We start from the raw sequence: 15,911 nt of genomic DNA, 5'->3' as shown, positions 1-15,911 counted from the left end.
TCGCTACCATCTGCTTACGGCACGCTAAGCGAAGGAGTTGCCATGCTGAGAATCGTCACCCAGCTAGCCGAGGCTGAAGCCGAGCTTAGACGGATCTCGGAGCGCACTCAGGCTGACCAGAACTTGCACCGCGAGGCAACCGTGCGGGAGATCCTACAAGCGGTACGCCGCCAGGGGGATCGCGCTCTCCTGGCCTACACGGCGGAGTTCGACCAGGTGGAGCTGAGCGTAGCCGAGCTAAAGGTGTCGGGGGCTGAGCTGGAGGCAGCCTACCAGGCGGTATCTCCGCAACTGCTATCGGCCCTGCGCTTGGCCAAACAGCGCATCGAAGCCTTTCACCGGCAGCGGGTGCCCAGCAGTTGGGTGAGCTTTCCCGGCCCCGAGATCGTCTTGGGCAAGCAGTACCGCCCGGTGGATCGCGCTGGCCTCTACATTCCAGGAGGGCGGGCCGCCTATCCCAGCACGGTGTTGATGAACGCCATTCCGGCCAAGGTGGCGGGGGTGCCCGAGATTGTCATGGTGACCCCGCCGGGATCCGACGGGCTGGGGGGCAAGGGGATCAGCCCGGCTATTTTGGTGGCCGCCCAAGAAGTGGGCATCCACACCATCTATCGCGTCGGCGGGGCCCAGGCTATTGGGGCCTTGGCCTATGGCACCGAGACCATCCCCAAGGTGGACGTGATCACCGGCCCCGGCAACATCTATGTGACGCTGGCCAAGAAGCTGGTCTACGGCACGGTGGGGATCGACTCGCTGGCGGGGCCTTCCGAGGTGTTGATCATCGCCGACGAGAGCGCCAATCCCCTCTACGTGGCTGCCGATCTGCTGGCCCAAGCGGAGCACGATCCCTTAGCAGCCGCGATCCTCCTGACCCCCGATCCCAAGCTGGCCCAACAGGTGCAGCAGGCTGTAACCACCCAGATGGAAGCCCACCCCAACCGTCTGCTGGTGGAGAAGGCGGTGGCCAACTACGGCCTGATCGCGGTGGTGCCGGATCTGGCCACAGCGGTCAACTTGTCCAACCAGTTTGCGCCGGAACACCTGGAGCTGCAGGTGGCGGATCCCTGGGCTCTGCTGGATCCCATTCGCCACGCGGGGGCGATCTTCCTGGGACACTACACCCCAGAAGCGGTGGGAGACTACCTGGCCGGCCCCAACCACACCTTGCCCACAGCGGGGGCGGCCCGCTACGCCTCAGCGCTGGGAGTGGAGACCTTCCTGAAGCACTCCAGCCTAATCCAGTACGGCTCGGCAGCCCTGCAGGAGGTGGCCGGCGCGATCCAAGCTCTGGCGCAAGCCGAGGGGCTGCCCGCCCATGGCCAGTCGGTACAGGTACGGCTGGCGGAGGAGCACTAACCTAGCCTAGACAGGGCTTGAACCGCAGTGAAGACGGAAGGTGGAGCAGATGGGGAGCCGGCTCAGGCAAAACTGGCTGGGGCAACTGGGGGGAGCCCTTGTGGCGGTTTGGATCGTCTGGGCGGAGGGGAGCGCCGCCTGGCCGAAGGACATAAAAGACATAATGTCGGCTGCCCCCGAAGCAATCTCTTCTCCTGCCTTGCCCATCCCGTGGGAGTGGGTATACGACTTGCAGGAGCAGGCGCGGCAACGGCAGTGTACGCTGGTGGGCCTGTTGCGCAGCCGGCCCCTGCCGGCCCCGGATCCCCAGTGGCAGGTGTACACTCGTCTGGATTTGGTTGCCACGCCTCAGACCAGTCGGTTGACCAGTGTGTTGTTTGCCAAGAACACTCGTACCCAAGCCTTGCAAGTGATCTATCAAGCTGCGGCGTCTGTGTACGACTCCGTTGAGCCATTGGATTTTGCCATGATCCTGCCTCTGGCCTGGCAGGACAACACCCTGCTGGCGCGGGAGTACGCAGGCTGGTTCCAGACCGACTTGAGCTGGGATCGGGCGGTGATCTGGCCCTTGCCCGCCGACTCGAACAGGATCCCACCGGTACAGGTTTGGGAGCCACCGCCGGCCCTGGGGTATGCCGAGCTGCTGGACTGGGATCCCCAGGCGCGAGGGCGGGTGCTGTTTGCCGTGGCCGATAGCCTGGAGGAGGTGCCGCGGCTGGTGAGCGTTGGCCCTGGTCAAGACTTGCTGTTGCGAGGGACGGCACCGCTGCCAACCTCCGAGCCTCCTCTCCCGCAAAAGGGCTGGACCAGCGCTACCCTCGCAGGGTCGGTACCCATTTGTCATGCCAACAACTTTGGGCTAAACATCAGGTAGTTCCTCCCCAGGGTTTTGGAGCTGCCGCCGATCTTTGGGGTGCTTAGGAGCCGAGGGGAGGATCTAGAGCAGCCCCTAGCGGGAGAGGGAGTAAGCATGCCTAGACCCCAAGTACGACGCGGCTGGCCTTTAGAGGCCTTTGTGGGCGATGTTATTGTCTGTACGCTGGAGGGATCCCATCTGGATCAGGTGACGGAGATCCGGATCAGCCCGGCGGGCAAGGGGATCCGGGTTAGCTTCGGGGATCCCTTGGGGCGCTCCCAAGAGCCGGTGCAGGCCACTGCCGAGGCGCTGACTGTGACTTTTGAGATCGATCCCAGCACCTACCCCGGCGAAAAGCGCATCGAGCTGATCTCGCCGGCAGGGCCCAGCGATCCCCTGCCGTTTTTGGTGATGATGTAGAGGCGCGCAGAGGGGAAGTGAGTCATGGCGTTGGCAACTGCCTCGACCGACTTGGGCGCGCTGCTGCTGGGAGTGGGCCTGTTGCTCCTGGTGGGAGGCTGGGCCTGGCGGCTGCGGCGACAGCAGCGAGCTGCTCCCCCAGACTCGACAACTGTTTTGCCGGCAACGGCGATTGACCTCTCTGCCCTTACGGCGGAACAGGCGGCCCAACTGCAGCCCTTCGAGCAGGCGGTGGGAGATCGGCCGCGGGAGCCCATTGCCTGGTACAACCGCGCCACCACCCTCGACCAAATGGGGCAGGCCCAAGCCGCCCTGGCCAGCTACGACCGGGCCCTGCAGCTGAAGCCGGATTTTCCCGAAGCCTGGAACAACCGCGGCTCTCTGCTGGACGATCTCGGCCGTCACCAGGAGGCGCTGGCCAGCTACGAGCGGGCTTTGCAACTGAGGCCGGATTTTTTCGAGGCCCGCTTTAACCAGGCCAACACGCTGCGGCAACTGGGCCGCTACCAAGAAGCGCTACGCGCCTACGAGCAGGTTCTCACCTTCCGCCCCGACAGCGGGGAAGCCTGGCATCTGCACGGGCTGACCTTGGCCTCCTTAGAGCGGTGGCAGGAGGCGGTGAACAGCTACGACAAGGCCCTGGCCATCAATTCCAGCGATCCCCGGGTTTGGCAAAGTCGCGGGCTGGCCCTGGTGCACCTGGAGCGCTACGCCGAGGCTCTGGCCAGCTATGAACGGGCTCTGCAACTGGGATTGGAGTCGGCCTCTCTCTGGGCCGGCCACGCCCTCGCCCACCACCGCCTGGGCAACTGGATGGAAGCTCTCAACAGCTACGACCGCGCCCTGCAGCAGGATCCCCGGCGTTCTCAGATCTGGGTGCAGCGCGGCCTGGTGCTGATGGACTTGAACCTCTACGGGCTGGCCATCCAGAGTTTTGACCGAGCCCTGCAGATGGATCCCGACGATGCCGAGGCCCACTACGCCAAAGCCTGCTGCTGCGCCTGGGAAGGCCAGGTGCCCCAGGCCCTGCAAGCCTTGGAGCAAGCCCTGCGCCTGCAGCCGGAACGCTACCGCCCCTTGCTCGCCTCTGAGCCCTATTTCGACCTCATTCGCGGTGAGCCGAGCTTTACGGCCTTCCTGACAGCCCTCTCCGGCCTTGGAACCGACACGAACTCTACCTCCCTGACGCGAACGGCTCCATCCTCTGCTTCCTAGATTTCTTCTGAGGTTCCAAAGTGAGCCAGCAGCAGCAATCCGGCGATTCCGCCAAATGACGGAGAGAAATTCGGCTCTTTTGCTGAAGAAAGCTGCCGATTTTCCGTAGGGATGCTGTTGCTTGCGGCGGAAAACCCAGTAAACTAAGAACACTCCAGCTCCTGGCAGATCTCGGAGGCAAGCTGTGTTCTTGTTAACATCTGGTAGCATTTTCACGGCTACAACCTGATACTGTCTGCCTGCAAGCTTCTTCGCGGTTGGTTCCAGCAGAAGTCTGGCCTAGGGAGAATGGGGGTCGCCTGGCATCCTCTGCCTTTGAGTTGTTTGGGTGCTGAATCCAACCTTGAATGGCTTCAGCTCAAAAAGAAAAAAAGTAGTTGTCTATGCTAACGGCTCCTCAGCAGCCTTCTCTCGACGACTCCGAGTCGCCGGCGCCATCGACAGCCGCGGCTCCCCTGTTTTCTGCCAAAGCTGGTGCTGGGGATTCTGGATCCGGAGCTGTGGGTGCGTCTATGGCATCCAAATATGAAGATGTTAAAGCTCAAACTGCTGCACTGTTGCGACTCTACCACCAGACTCGGGATCCAGCCCTGCGCAACCGGCTGGTGGAAATAAACCTGGGCTTGGTGCGCAAAGAAGCCCACCACTGGCGTAACCAATGCGACGAAGGATACGACGACTTGGTGCAAGTGGGTTGCATAGGGCTCATCCAAGCCATCGAGCGCTTCGATATCAGCCGCGGCCTGGCTTTTAGCTCCTTTGCCATGCCCTACATTCGCGGAGAAATTCAACACTACCTGCGAGACAAAAGCCCAACAATACGGATCCCACGCCGCTGGGCGACGCTGCAGCGACAAGCCAAGAAGGTGATCGCGCGCCTGAGACAAGAATTGGGCCGTTCTCCTTCTGAGGCGGAGGTGAGGGAAGCCCTACAACTGACGGAGCAGGAATGGCGAGAGCTGGAGCTGGCCCAACAAAACAGCCTTTTGCTCAGCCTAGATGCTCCCGTACAAGTTGAAGAAGACAGCGTTGCTTTGGGGGATACCATTCCCGATCAGCGCTACCGCAGCTTTCAACTGGCCGAAGAAGATCGCATTCGCCTGCAAAATGCCTTGGCCAAGCTGGAGGAGCGCACCCGCCAGATTTTGGAATTTGTCTTCTTCTACGACTTCACCCAAAAAGAGACGGCAGAGCGGCTGGGAATTAGCGCCGTTACCGTTTCCCGACAGGTCAAAAAGGGCCTGGAGCGCTTGGCTAAGCTGCTGAGTCAGGACATTTTTTAGGGCGTTGCCGAGAAGGAAGATCCCTGGGCTTCGCGACAGTCTCCAGCGCTTTTCCAGGCAGATCTGAACCCTCTCCCAAAGTGGAGATCAAGGCGACAAAGAGCCTCACAACGACTTTCCCGTAGTCCAAGGCTTTGGTTACTTCAATATCAGTGCAGCATCCTGGTCGAAATAGCTGTAACTTGTGTCTTCGCTTTAATCTTTTTTGTCTCGAGCTTTGTCTGAAGCTTGATCTTTGTCTTGGGAACAATTTGCTCCCCGGTTCTGCAGTTGGCTTAGTTGAGAGCGCACCTGCAAGGCAATTTGCAAAGCAGCATCCAAAAGCTGCGACTGTTCGCTGGCCTGTTCTCTTAGCTGGAGCGCAGTCAGAGCTGCCAGCTCGTCGCCGAAGAACTCCCTTTGCTGCTCAATAAAGTCTTTGTTCTGTCGCAAGATCCGTTCAGTTTTCAAGGCGCGGATTAGGTCGCTGCGAGTCAGCTTCAGAGCCTCGATGATCTGCTTACGCTGAGGCAGCTTGACCTCGGGATTGCCCGCCTCCACCAATTGGTCGTTAATGTGAATGGCCTGGATAATGCGGTTGTAACGCTCTACTTCTTCCAGCAAGTTCAACAGCAGCGGCATGCGGCGGCTGCGGAAAATCCAATAGGCTTGGCCCAAAGCGGCAATAGCTGCCAGGATCCCCCATTCCAGTAGCCAGGTGCTCCAACTGCTGGTCAGACCAGGGATCAAAATCCGTCCCACCAAGGTCACTAGGGATCCGCCTGCCCAAAAGGCACGACAGAAGAGATCCAGCACCAGCAACAGGCGCAGCAGATCCCAGAAAGCAGAGAACTGCTGTAGCCAGTCTTTCCAGTGACGGACGGGCCGAGGCCGGTACAGCCAAGCTACAGGTACCCCAGAAAGATTTTCCACTTGAATAGGGGAAATAACCAGCTCCTGTAAATCCCGCTGCATTGCCATTGCCGAGTGTTACAAATTGTCCCCATTCTACTGAGATTGTTTTCCTGCTTGGGGATCCCTTGCTGGAAGGAGACTACCGGCAAATCTGGATAAGATAAGGTCTGCTCTGCTACTTGGGTCTTCACGCCCTTGCGCCGGCAGCAGCGGGAGACCGGCTCGCGGAGCAGCAATGGGTACAGGTTTGGGAAAGAGGAGACAAGCAGGGTGAGCAGCCAACTGCGCCAACTGAAGGCCCATCTCGCTGAACCGGAAAACTTTGCCCCCTACGGACAGGTGATCTACCCTGTCCCCGACCACAAACCCTTCGACAGCCAAGATGCCCAGTTGGTTTTGAATCAGGGCCAGCCCCGCTTCTACTTGATGCGCCTGCCCCGCCGCGGCCTCAAGTTTAGCCAGATAACCCACCACACCCGCTGCACCCAGTGTCTGGGATCCCTGCACGGCAAGGAGTGGTTTATCGCCGTCGCGCCGCCCGCCGACGAGCTGCAAGTGGACGAGATTCAGGCTTTTCGGGTGCCCGGCGATCGCTTTATCAAACTGGAGATGGGCACCTGGCATGCCGGCCCCTACTTCGACCACGAGGAGTTCATCGATTTCTATAATCTGGAGCTGGCCGACACCAACCTCACCGACCACGAGACGATCAACCTGCTCCAGACCTACAACCTGGAGTTTCAGATCGTCCCCTGAAGGCGGATCCCTGCAGTCTCGGCAAAAAAATCGATGTAGTCTTTACGCTTGAGCGCGGAAAGAGGTGCGGGGATCCGCAGCTACGCTATAGGAAGGGGCAGAGGCTGAACTCAGGTTCTAGCCCTAGAGGATCCGGCTGAGTTGGGTGAGCATTTCTTGACTGGGGTTCGAGTTCTGCCCTTGCCGACAGAAGTCTCGGCACAGCAACTTGTTGGGCCAGGTGATAGAACAGGGTCAAACCTGGCAGCGTTTTGGAGGTTTGTTGCGATGGCCGCACTCCAACTCAACAAGGTGAGCCGCCAGCTCTTGGGGGCTCTGGCCCTGTTCCTGTGCCTGGGACTGTTGTCTGCCTGCGACGAGGGTAGCAGCAGCACCGTCAGTCCCCCCAGCCTCACGCCCACTCCCACCCCCGCTGGTCGGTAAGCCCACAGGATCTTGCATGCCTTGGCAGCGGCTGCCCAGTTTGCAGCAAGTCTGGGCAGGGATGGTTTTGAGTCTGCTCTGCCTTTTTCTGTTGGCAGCCTGCGGCGGTGGGGAGGGATCCCTTACTGCGGTGGGGCCCCCTCCGGCAGGGGAGCTGCCCATCGCCGGTTTCTTGTGCCAGTTGGATCGCCAGACCCGCAGCTTTGCCGGCCCCATCTATGCCGAGCAGCCTCAGGCTGCCACCTGCAATCCCGGTCGCCTCACCCCGGCAGCAGCCCAAAAGATGATGGATCGGCTCAACTTTCTGCGGCTGTTGCACGAGTTGCCGCCGGTGAAGCTCAATCCCGAATTCTTGGAGGCCGCTCAGCAGGCGGCCCTGATGCAGGTGGCCAATGGCGCCCTCAGCCACCAGCCGCCCCCTTCTTGGCGCTGCTTTACCCCTGCTGGGGAGGCGGGATCCCGCTTCAGCAACCTGGCGGTTGGGCCCATCCTAGAGCTGAACGGCCCCGATCCAGGCCGGGTGTTGGCGCGGCAGGTGGACATCTATTTTGCCGAGCCAGGTCGAGAAAACTTTGTGGATGTGGGGCATCGCCGCTGGAACCTGTATCCTCAGTACGCCCAGGGGGCCTACGGCATTGTCTTTGACCCACGGGCTGGACGGGTGACCCAGGCCAACGCCAACTGGATCTTCGGTTTTGACGAGTCGGTGCCAGATCCAGAGTTCATCGCCTTCCCGGAGAAAGACGGCTACCTCTACCGCCTAGAAGGGTTTTCCGGCCAGCCCCTGTCTGCCTACCGCTGGTCTTTCTCGGTGCCCAGCCGTGGCGGCAAGGCTGATCTCAGCCAAGCCCAAGTCCGCATCACCGATGCCCTCAGCGGCGAGCCGGTGCCTGTTGGAGATCTCCGCGTGGGGGATCCCGCCTTTGGCCTGGAAACTTTGACCTACTCCGTGGGTTCGATCCAGCCCAATCGCAACTACACCTTTGAAATTAGCGGCATTCGCCTCAACGGTGGCCCCCCCCGCAGCTACCGCTACACCACCGCTCTCTACGACTGCGATCCCCAAACTTCCCAACGGCCCGCACCCCTGACGGAAGGGCTGGGGATCCCGCCCCGTCTGCTCTGGCAGATGGAGCCTTTCAACTCTTTCAACCCTCTCAACTAGCTTTTCCTCACCCCCAGCCCCTTTCCCAAAGGGGAGAGAGGAGTCTGCTGCTCCTGGAAGCCTGACTTTATGCATAAAGCGCAATTCGAGAATGACAAAACTGCATAACCTGTTACAAAGTGTAACTGCCAATACCAAAGTTAACGGTTCGTCATCGCTAGGGTAGCTAGTGTTCACCCCACGGCAGCGATCATGGCGAACCAATTTGAACGCCTCAAAAGCGAAAAGGATGGGCTGGCGGTCAAGGCCGAGCTGGAGGCGTTTGCCCGGATGGGTTGGGAGAACATTCCTGAAGACGACCGGGATCACCGCCTCAAGTGGCTGGGGATCTTCTTTCGCAAGCGCACCCCAGGTCAGTTCATGCTGCGGCTGCGCCTGCCCAATGGGATCCTAACCAGCGGCCAAATGCGGATGTTGGGCGCAATCATCCACCCCTATGGAGAACAGGGCGTAGCCGACATCACCACCCGGCAGAACCTGCAACTGCGGGGCATCCCCATCGAGGAAATGCCCCAGATCCTGGGCTACCTGAAAGAGGTAGGCCTGACCAGCATCCAGTCGGGCATGGACAACGTGCGCAACATCACGGGATCCCCTCTGGCTGGTATTGACCCGGATGAGCTGATCGACGTGCGCGGCCTCACCCGCAAAGTGCAGGACATGATCACCAACAACGGCGAGGGCAACCCTTCCTTCAGCAACCTGCCGCGCAAGTTCAACATCGCCATCTGCGGTTGTCGCGACAACTCGGTGCATGCCGAGATCAACGACCTGGCCTTTGTGCCCGCCTTCAAAAATGGCCGCCTGGGCTTCAACGTCCTGGTGGGCGGCTTTTTCTCTGCTCGCCGCTGCGCCGAGGCAATTGGCCTAGATGTCTGGGTGGATCCCCGCGATGTAGTTCCCCTGTGCGAGGCGGTGCTGCTGGTCTACCGGGATCACGGCCTGCGGGCCAACCGGCAAAAGGCGCGGTTGATGTGGCTCATTGACGAGTGGGGCCTAGAGAAGTTCCGGGCGGCTGTGGAGCGCCAGATAGGCCACCCTCTGCCCAGGGCAGCGGAAAAAGACGAGGTGGTCTGGCACAAGCGGGATCTGCTGGGGGTGCATGCCCAGAAGCAGCCGGGCCTCAACTTTGTCGGCCTGCATGTGCCGGTGGGGCGGCTCAACGCCCTGGAGATGATGGAGCTGGCCCGCTTGGCGGAGGTGTACGGCTCCGGGGAGCTGCGGCTGACAGTGGAGCAGAACGTGCTCATCCCCAATGTGCCCGACTCCCGAGTGGCCCCGCTCCTCAAAGAGCCGCTCTTGAAGAAGTTCTCCCCTAACCCAGGGCCATTGCAGCGGGGGTTGGTGTCCTGTACGGGCAACCAGTTCTGCAACTTTGCCCTCATCGAGACCAAAAACCGGGCTGTGGCCTTGATGGAGGAGCTGGAGGCGGAGCTGGAGATCCCCCAAACGGTGCGCATCCACTGGACGGGCTGCCCCAACTCCTGCGGCCAACCCCAAGTAGCCGATATCGGCCTTATGGGCACCACTGCTCGCAAGGACGGCAGGGTGGTGGAGGCCGTGGACATCTACATGGGGGGAGAGGTGGGCAAAGACGCCAAGCTGGGCGAATGCGTGCGCAAAGGGATCCCTTGCGAAGACCTCAAGCCCGTCTTGGTGGAGCTACTGATTGAGCACTTCGGGGCCAGGCCGCGTCGTGATCCCTCGGCTGCTCAGACCTCTGCTTCCCCCTTGATGACCTACTAGGCAGTTCGTCGTTCGAAATTTTGGAGGTTGTGATGTCTAAGCTATTCAACACTTCCTCTCCCATCTCCCGTCGCCAGTTTTTGGCTGGGGCAGCTGCCCTTGCGGCTGGAGCAGCTACGGCTGGGATCCCGCGCGCCCAATCGCAATCCTTGGGCAAAGGCTACTGGGTGGCGCAGGCCGATACTCCCGAAACCACCAGCGCCAAGCTGGGGTTCATCGCTCTAACCGACGCGGCCCCCCTGATCATCGCCAAAGAAAAGGGGTTCTTTGACAAGTACGGCATGAAGGACGTAGAGGTGGTCAAGCAGGCCTCTTGGGGCACCACCCGCGACAACTTGGTGCTGGGATCCGCCGCCGGCGGCATCGATGGGGCACACATCCTCACCCCCATGCCCTACCTCATCACCACCGGCAAAGTTACCGATGGCAAGCCGGTGCCTATGTACATTTTGGCCCGTCTCAATCTGGACGGTCAGGGCATCAGCATTTCCAACCAATATCGGGATCTGAAAATTGGCTTGGATAGTTCCCCCCTCAAAGCTAAGTTTGCCGAGTTGCGAGCAGCCGGCAAAGAGCCCAAATGTGCGATGACCTTCCCCGGTGGCACCCACGACATGTGGATGCGCTACTGGCTGGCCGCAGGCGGGATCGATCCCACTAGCGACGTCTCCATCATTGTGGTGCCGCCGCCGCAGATGGTGGCCAATATGAAATCCAGAACCATGGAAGCCTTCTGTGTGGGCGAGCCTTGGAATGCCCAGCTGGTGAACCAAAAAGAGGGGTATAGTGCCCTCACCACCGGCGAGCTGTGGAACGGCCACCCGGAAAAGGCCTTTGCCCTGCGGGCCGACTGGGTGGATGCGCACCCGAAAGCCACCCTTGCCCTGTTGAAAGCGGTGCTAGAAGCCCAGATCTGGTGCGACCAGATGGAAAACAAAGAGGAGATGTGTCGCATCATCGGCGACCGCCGCTGGCTGGGGGTGCCTGTGCCCGATATCTTGGGCCGTTCTCGGGGCACTTTTGACTACGGCACCGGCAAGGTCGTTGAAAACAGCCCCCACCTGATGAAGTTCTGGCAGAACTACGCTTCCTACCCCTTCAAGAGCCACGATCTCTGGTTTTTGACCGAAAACATTCGCTGGGGCTATCTGCCTGCCGACACCGATACCAAAGCCTTGGTGGAGCGGGTGAATCGGGAAGAACTCTGGCGAGAAGCTGCCAAAGCCATTGGTCAGGGGGCAGCCATTCCCCCCAGCACCTCTCGAGGAGTGGAAACCTTCTTCGACGGGGTGCAGTTCGATCCCGAAAATCCTGCCGCCTACCTGGAGAAATTGGCGATTAAGAAGCTGGCCTAATTTCCCAACTTTCCCCAGCAAGTTAGCTGCAAACCCTCTGTCCAGGAGAGAAGGGATCCCCGAATCCCCACAAAGAGTGTTCAACTGAAACCCCTTCTCTCTTGGGATCCTCTTAAGTTGACTTCAACCTTACTCCCAGCAAGCCATGAGGATTTTCCACTCTGCCCTACAGTTGGGCTACCACCTCTTTCGGATCCTGCTTCCCCTACTGGTTGGCCTAGGCCACTGGCTGCTGAAAACCGGCCAAGGTTCTATTCTTCAGTCCAGTACCGGAATCGGTTCTCCCGCCAGTTCTGCACCTTCTTCTGCTTGGCGGCAAAGAGTCCAAATCCACAAAGCGCTGCGTCGCATTCTGTTGCCCGCTACGGCCATTTTGCTCGTCCTGATTCTCTGGCAAATCATTTACAGCCGTCCCGGAGCCAATTTGCCCACGCCTCTCCAAGTTTGGCAGGACACCTGGGATCCCCTCATTAAAGATCCCTTTTTTGACTATGGCGGCAATGCCAAAGGGCTGTTCTGGCAAATTTGGGCCAGCTTGCGGCGGGTGTTCATTGGGTTTGCCCTGGCCGGCTTGGTGGGGGTTGTGGGCGGCATGATCATCGGGGTCAATCGCTGGCTGTACGAGGCTTTGGATCCCATTTTTCAGGTGCTGCGCACGGTGCCGCCTTTGGCCTGGCTGCCGATTTCTTTGGCTGCCTTTCGAGATGCCAACCCTTCCGCCATTTTTGTAATCTTCATTACGGCCCTCTGGCCCATTTTGATCAACACTGTTGTCGGCGTACAGCAGATCCCTCAGGACTACCGCAACGTGGCCAGAATTGTGCGCATGTCCGGCTGGAAGTACTTTTTCAAAATCGTTTTCCCGGCAACTGTGCCCTATATTTTTACCGGCTTGCGCATTGGGGTGGGCTTGTCTTGGCTGGCCATTGTGGCAGCGGAAATGTTGATTGGCGGTGTGGGCATCGGGTTCTTCATCTGGGATGCCTGGAATAGCTCCCGCATCAGCGAAATCATTCTGGCTTTGATCTATGTCGGGATGGTGGGTCTTCTGCTGGATCGGATCACGGCTTGGATTGGCTCGCTGGTGGTGGCTGAGGATCGCTAAATGAGCTTGGCCGAGTTTTAGATTGGTTGCTGACAATTTCTCCATGCTCTCAGAAATCATCTCAGGGGAATCATGAAGACCCAGCCTTACATTGAAGTGGATCATGTCGACAAGGAATTTCTCCTCGACAACGGAGAGATCTACCCTGTCCTGAAAGACATCCACCTGGAGATCCAAAAAGGGGAATTTGTCTCGTTGATCGGCCACTCTGGCTGTGGCAAATCGACCCTACTCAACATCATCGCCGGCCTGGAAAAGCCTTCCCGAGGGGGCATTCTCCTGGAGGGCCGACAAGTTACAGATCCCGGCCCAGATCGCATGGTGGTGTTTCAGAACTATTCCCTGCTGCCCTGGCTGACGGTGCGGGAGAACGTTGCCCTGGCCGTGGACGAGGTGCTGGGATCCCTTCCCAAAGCAGAGCGAAGCCGGATTGTGGAAGAGCACATCCGCCAGGTGGGGTTGCAGGGGGCAGCCGACAAGCGACCGGCCCATCTGTCAGGAGGGATGAAACAGCGGGTGGCCATTGCCCGAGCCTTGGCCATTCGTCCGCGGGTGCTGCTGTTGGATGAGCCCTTTGGCGCTCTGGATGCCTTGACGCGCGGCAACCTGCAGGAGCAACTGATGGAGATTGCCCAGGCGGAGCAGCTCACCTGTGTCATGGTTACCCACGATGTGGATGAGGCGCTGCTGCTTTCGGATCGGGTGGTAATGATGACCAATGGCCCGGAGGCCCGCATTGGCCAGATTTTGCGGATCCCTTTTCCTCGGCCCCGCCATCGTTTGGAAGTGGTGCGTCACCCCGACTACTACAGCCTGCGGGGAGAGATGATCTACTTTCTCGACCAGCAAAAGCGGGCTCGCCAAAAAACGCCTGTTCGCGTGGCCATTGCCAAACACGGCCTGGAGAAGGTCAATTTGGAGATTGGCTTTGTGCCTCTCAACGACTGCGCGCCTCTGGTGGTGGCGCAGGAAAAAGGCCTGTTTCAAAAGCATGGCCTGGAGCAGGTCACCCTGGTGCGGGAGCCAGGCTGGAAGACCATCTGGGAAGGGATCCGCTCCGGTCGGCTGGATGCGGCCATGGTGGTGGCCGGGATCCCGTTGGCCTCCACGTTGGGGGTGGGGGGAGTTCCGGTGCCTTTGATTACCGCGCTAACCCTCTCCCGCGGCGGCAACGCCATTACCTTTGGGCGCAGACTTTTGGAGCGAGGCGTTCAAAGCCTGGCGGATTTTCGCCAATACCTCAACCACACCCCCGACACAGTCCACACCCTGGGAGTGGTTCATCCGGCTTCCATGCAAAACTTCCTGTTGCGGCACTGGCTGGCCGGTGGGGGGGTGGATCCGGATCGGGACGTTACGTTGACGGTGATCCCACCCCCGCAGATGGTGGCCCATCTCAAGGCCGACAACATCGACGGCTACTGCGTGGGCGAGCCCTGGAACTCCCGCGCCGTGCGGGAACAGGTGGGGGTTATCGTCGCCACCACCCCTGAAATCTTACCCAGCCACATCGAAAAGGTGCTGACGGTGCGCCAGGATTGGGCGCAAAACTACCCCCGTACCCATGTAGCTCTGGTCAAGGCACTACTGGAGGCTTGTCACTACTGCGATCAGCCGCAGCACCGTTCTGAGATCTTGGAGTGGCTGGCTCAGCCCCAGTATGTGGGCGTGGCCCTGGAGGATCTGCAGCCGGGGTGGATGGGTATTCTGCAGCGGGGAATTGCCGATGAATCCCAAGCCCTCACCGGTTTTCACCAGTTTGCCAACGGGCGCAACACCTGTCCGGAAAGATTGGAACACCTCTGGATCCTGACGCAGATGGCTCGCTGGGGCCTCTGCCCTTTTCCCCGCAATTGGGTTTCGGTTCTCGACCAAGTTCTGGACAGCGAAACCTACGCCCTAGCCGCCAGAGAACTGGGCCTGCCGGATCGGGCCCACGACCGCGGAGCTTTGCTCTTTGCCGATGGATCCCGCTTCGACGGAGAGGATCCCGTTGCTTACCTGGAGTCTGTGGCCATCCGGCAGGATCTGAAGCTGCAGGAGTACCGGCTCAGCGAAGTTTAGCTTTTGTTACCTTAAACTCTCGATTGGAAAACACCATGATGACCAGCTCCCGCACGTTCTCCTCACCGCTATCTTCTGCTTCTCCGGTTGCAGGACTGCCCCTTCTTTGTCTTCAGAATGTGGGCAAGACCTACTTCACCTCAGCAGGGCCCTTCGTTGCGCTGGAAAATATCAATCTGGAAGTGGCCGCCGGTGAGTTTGTTTGCATTATCGGCCACTCGGGTTGCGGCAAATCCACCTTGATCAACATGGTGGCGGGTTTTTCGACTCCCACTTCGGGATCCATCGCCCTCAAGGGCCAGCCCATCACCTCCCCAGGGCCAGATCGGATGATGGTGTTTCAACATTATTCCCTTTTGCCCTGGCTGACTGCCTTTGAAAATATTTATCTGGTGGTGGATCAGGTGTACCCAACCAAACCCCGGTGGGAAAAAAGGGAAATTGTTCAAGAACATCTGGAATTGGTAGGTTTGGCGGAAGCAGCCCACAAGCGGCCCAAGCAGCTTTCTGGAGGCATGAAGCAAAGGGTAGCCATTGCCCGTGCTCTTGCCGTTCGTCCGCAAGTTTTGCTCTTGGATGAGCCTTTTGGGGCCTTGGATGCCATTACCAAGGAAGATCTACAAGATGAGCTGCTGGCCATTTGGCGGGATCACCGCTGCACAGTTTTGATGATTACCCACGACATCGACGAGGCTCTCTACTTGTCAGACCGTGTGGTGATGATGACCAACGGCCCCGCTGCCCATATCGGTGAGATCTTGACCATTCCCTTTGAGCGACCGCGCATCCGCTCCCGCATTATGGAAATGCCCGAGTTCTACGAATTGCGCAACCGCGCCCTTGACTTCCTCTATCGTCGCTTTGCCCATAGGGAGGATTAAGCTAGGAATCAAAACGCTTGGGGAGGGAAGTTGATGGCCGCTGCTCCGGTTCAGGTAGCTCCAATCGATCTCCCAATGGAGGAGCGGGTCTCTAGCTTGCCCAAAACCCTTGCCGACTACAGCCTTTTAATTTAAAATAGGGTACAGGTATTCAAGAGGAAGGAGAGAAAGGAATGCCGACTCATTCTTTGGATTTGCGGCAAAGAGTTGTAGCAGCCTATCAGGCAGGTAACACCTCCATCCGCCAGGTAGCTAAACGCTTCATGGTTACCAAAAGAACAGTACACCGCTGGGTGCGACAGTACCAACAAACTCAAGATTTAGCCCCTAAGAAAGCAGGCACCAAGCGAGTGGGCATTTTGGAACAACATCGGCAGGAAGTGATGGCAATT

15 protein-coding genes are annotated in these 15,911 nt (G+C 59.3%); 14 read left to right on the top strand and 1 reads right to left on the bottom strand.

The window, feature by feature from the left end; translation table 11 throughout:
- The first annotated feature begins 42 nt into the window (after positions 1–42).
- The 5 genes from hisD to SYN65AY6A5_RS08250 all read left to right on the top strand — a co-directional run bounded on the left by hisD (position 43) and on the right by SYN65AY6A5_RS08250 (position 5,130).
- Positions 43–1,356 carry a histidinol dehydrogenase gene (gene hisD, locus SYN65AY6A5_RS08270; protein WP_011429494.1) on the top strand — a complete coding sequence of 438 codons (1,314 nt, stop codon included), beginning with the start codon at positions 43–45 and terminating at the stop codon, positions 1,354–1,356.
- A 49-nt stretch (positions 1,357–1,405) separates the two neighbouring features.
- A complete protein-coding gene (locus SYN65AY6A5_RS08265) occupies positions 1,406–2,230 on the top strand; it encodes a hypothetical protein (protein ID WP_240527731.1) in 825 nt (274 codons plus the stop codon).
- Positions 2,231–2,326: 96 nt separating this feature from the next.
- The gene (locus SYN65AY6A5_RS08260) at positions 2,327–2,632 is read left to right on the top strand and encodes a hypothetical protein (protein WP_011429496.1); all 306 of its coding nucleotides are present in this window, start codon (positions 2,327–2,329) and stop codon (positions 2,630–2,632) included.
- A 24-nt stretch (positions 2,633–2,656) separates the two neighbouring features.
- On the top strand, positions 2,657–3,847 hold the full coding sequence (locus SYN65AY6A5_RS08255) for a tetratricopeptide repeat protein (protein WP_099812413.1): 1,191 nt from the start codon (positions 2,657–2,659) through the stop codon (positions 3,845–3,847).
- A 512-nt stretch (positions 3,848–4,359) separates the two neighbouring features.
- Complete coding sequence (locus SYN65AY6A5_RS08250) at positions 4,360–5,130, top strand: RNA polymerase sigma factor SigF (protein WP_099884227.1); 771 nt, start codon at positions 4,360–4,362, stop codon at positions 5,128–5,130.
- Between the two features lie 195 nt (positions 5,131–5,325).
- Here SYN65AY6A5_RS08250 and SYN65AY6A5_RS08245 read toward each other — a convergent pair whose 3' ends face one another.
- A complete protein-coding gene (locus tag SYN65AY6A5_RS08245) occupies positions 5,326–6,090 on the bottom strand; it encodes a hypothetical protein (RefSeq protein WP_099884225.1) in 765 nt (254 codons plus the stop codon).
- Between the two features lie 204 nt (positions 6,091–6,294).
- Between SYN65AY6A5_RS08245 and SYN65AY6A5_RS08240 the strand changes: the two genes are divergently transcribed.
- The 9 genes from SYN65AY6A5_RS08240 to SYN65AY6A5_RS08205 form a co-directional block, all read left to right on the top strand.
- Positions 6,295–6,780, top strand: coding sequence for an ureidoglycolate lyase (locus SYN65AY6A5_RS08240; protein WP_099813246.1), 486 nt, complete (start codon positions 6,295–6,297; stop codon positions 6,778–6,780).
- A 267-nt stretch (positions 6,781–7,047) separates the two neighbouring features.
- Entirely contained in the window at positions 7,048–7,203 is a 156-nt protein-coding gene (locus tag SYN65AY6A5_RS14035) for a hypothetical protein (protein WP_168173315.1), read from the top strand.
- Between the two features lie 16 nt (positions 7,204–7,219).
- Positions 7,220–8,368 carry a CAP domain-containing protein gene (locus SYN65AY6A5_RS08235; protein WP_099884223.1) on the top strand — a complete coding sequence of 383 codons (1,149 nt, stop codon included), beginning with the start codon at positions 7,220–7,222 and terminating at the stop codon, positions 8,366–8,368.
- Between the two features lie 192 nt (positions 8,369–8,560).
- Positions 8,561–10,114, top strand: coding sequence for a ferredoxin--nitrite reductase (locus SYN65AY6A5_RS08230; RefSeq protein WP_099812409.1), 1,554 nt, complete (start codon positions 8,561–8,563; stop codon positions 10,112–10,114).
- 32 nt (positions 10,115–10,146) lie between these two features.
- On the top strand, positions 10,147–11,469 hold the full coding sequence (locus SYN65AY6A5_RS08225; RefSeq protein WP_099816179.1) for a CmpA/NrtA family ABC transporter substrate-binding protein: 1,323 nt from the start codon (positions 10,147–10,149) through the stop codon (positions 11,467–11,469).
- A gap of 145 nt (positions 11,470–11,614) precedes the next feature.
- Positions 11,615–12,574 (top strand): nitrate ABC transporter permease, encoded by a 960-nt coding sequence (gene ntrB, locus SYN65AY6A5_RS08220; RefSeq protein WP_099812407.1) that lies wholly within the window; start codon positions 11,615–11,617, stop codon positions 12,572–12,574.
- 72 nt (positions 12,575–12,646) lie between these two features.
- The gene (locus tag SYN65AY6A5_RS08215; RefSeq protein ID WP_099884221.1) at positions 12,647–14,638 is read left to right on the top strand and encodes a nitrate ABC transporter ATP-binding protein; all 1,992 of its coding nucleotides are present in this window, start codon (positions 12,647–12,649) and stop codon (positions 14,636–14,638) included.
- Positions 14,639–14,676: 38 nt separating this feature from the next.
- The gene (locus tag SYN65AY6A5_RS08210; protein WP_099884219.1) at positions 14,677–15,519 is read left to right on the top strand and encodes a nitrate ABC transporter ATP-binding protein; all 843 of its coding nucleotides are present in this window, start codon (positions 14,677–14,679) and stop codon (positions 15,517–15,519) included.
- 173 nt (positions 15,520–15,692) lie between these two features.
- A partial coding sequence (locus tag SYN65AY6A5_RS08205) for a helix-turn-helix domain-containing protein (protein WP_143597151.1) occupies positions 15,693–15,911 on the top strand: 219 nt, incomplete at its 3' end.

It is taken from the genome of Synechococcus sp. 65AY6A5 (assembly GCF_002760415.1).
Classification (GTDB): Bacteria; Cyanobacteriota; Cyanobacteriia; order Thermostichales; family Thermostichaceae; genus Thermostichus.
Note: the sequence above shows the minus strand (reverse complement) of the source record. Positions and strands in the feature narration are given on the sequence as shown.

Coding starts and splice junctions, on each gene's coding strand:
- ntrB (WP_099812407.1), top strand. CDS start 11,615: ATGAGGATTTTCCACTCTGCCCTACAGTTGGGCTACCACCTCTTTCGG.
- SYN65AY6A5_RS08250 (WP_099884227.1), top strand. CDS start 4,360: ATGGCATCCAAATATGAAGATGTTAAAGCTCAAACTGCTGCACTGTTG.
- SYN65AY6A5_RS08255 (WP_099812413.1), top strand. CDS start 2,657: ATGGCGTTGGCAACTGCCTCGACCGACTTGGGCGCGCTGCTGCTGGGA.
- SYN65AY6A5_RS08260 (WP_011429496.1), top strand. CDS start 2,327: ATGCCTAGACCCCAAGTACGACGCGGCTGGCCTTTAGAGGCCTTTGTG.
- hisD (WP_011429494.1), top strand. CDS start 43: ATGCTGAGAATCGTCACCCAGCTAGCCGAGGCTGAAGCCGAGCTTAGA.
- SYN65AY6A5_RS08235 (WP_099884223.1), top strand. CDS start 7,220: ATGCCTTGGCAGCGGCTGCCCAGTTTGCAGCAAGTCTGGGCAGGGATG.
- SYN65AY6A5_RS08210 (WP_099884219.1), top strand. CDS start 14,677: ATGACCAGCTCCCGCACGTTCTCCTCACCGCTATCTTCTGCTTCTCCG.
- SYN65AY6A5_RS08225 (WP_099816179.1), top strand. CDS start 10,147: ATGTCTAAGCTATTCAACACTTCCTCTCCCATCTCCCGTCGCCAGTTT.
- SYN65AY6A5_RS14035 (WP_168173315.1), top strand. CDS start 7,048: ATGGCCGCACTCCAACTCAACAAGGTGAGCCGCCAGCTCTTGGGGGCT.
- SYN65AY6A5_RS08230 (WP_099812409.1), top strand. CDS start 8,561: ATGGCGAACCAATTTGAACGCCTCAAAAGCGAAAAGGATGGGCTGGCG.
- SYN65AY6A5_RS08245 (WP_099884225.1), bottom strand. CDS start 6,090: ATGGCAATGCAGCGGGATTTACAGGAGCTGGTTATTTCCCCTATTCAA.
- SYN65AY6A5_RS08215 (WP_099884221.1), top strand. CDS start 12,647: ATGAAGACCCAGCCTTACATTGAAGTGGATCATGTCGACAAGGAATTT.
- SYN65AY6A5_RS08265 (WP_240527731.1), top strand. CDS start 1,406: ATGGGGAGCCGGCTCAGGCAAAACTGGCTGGGGCAACTGGGGGGAGCC.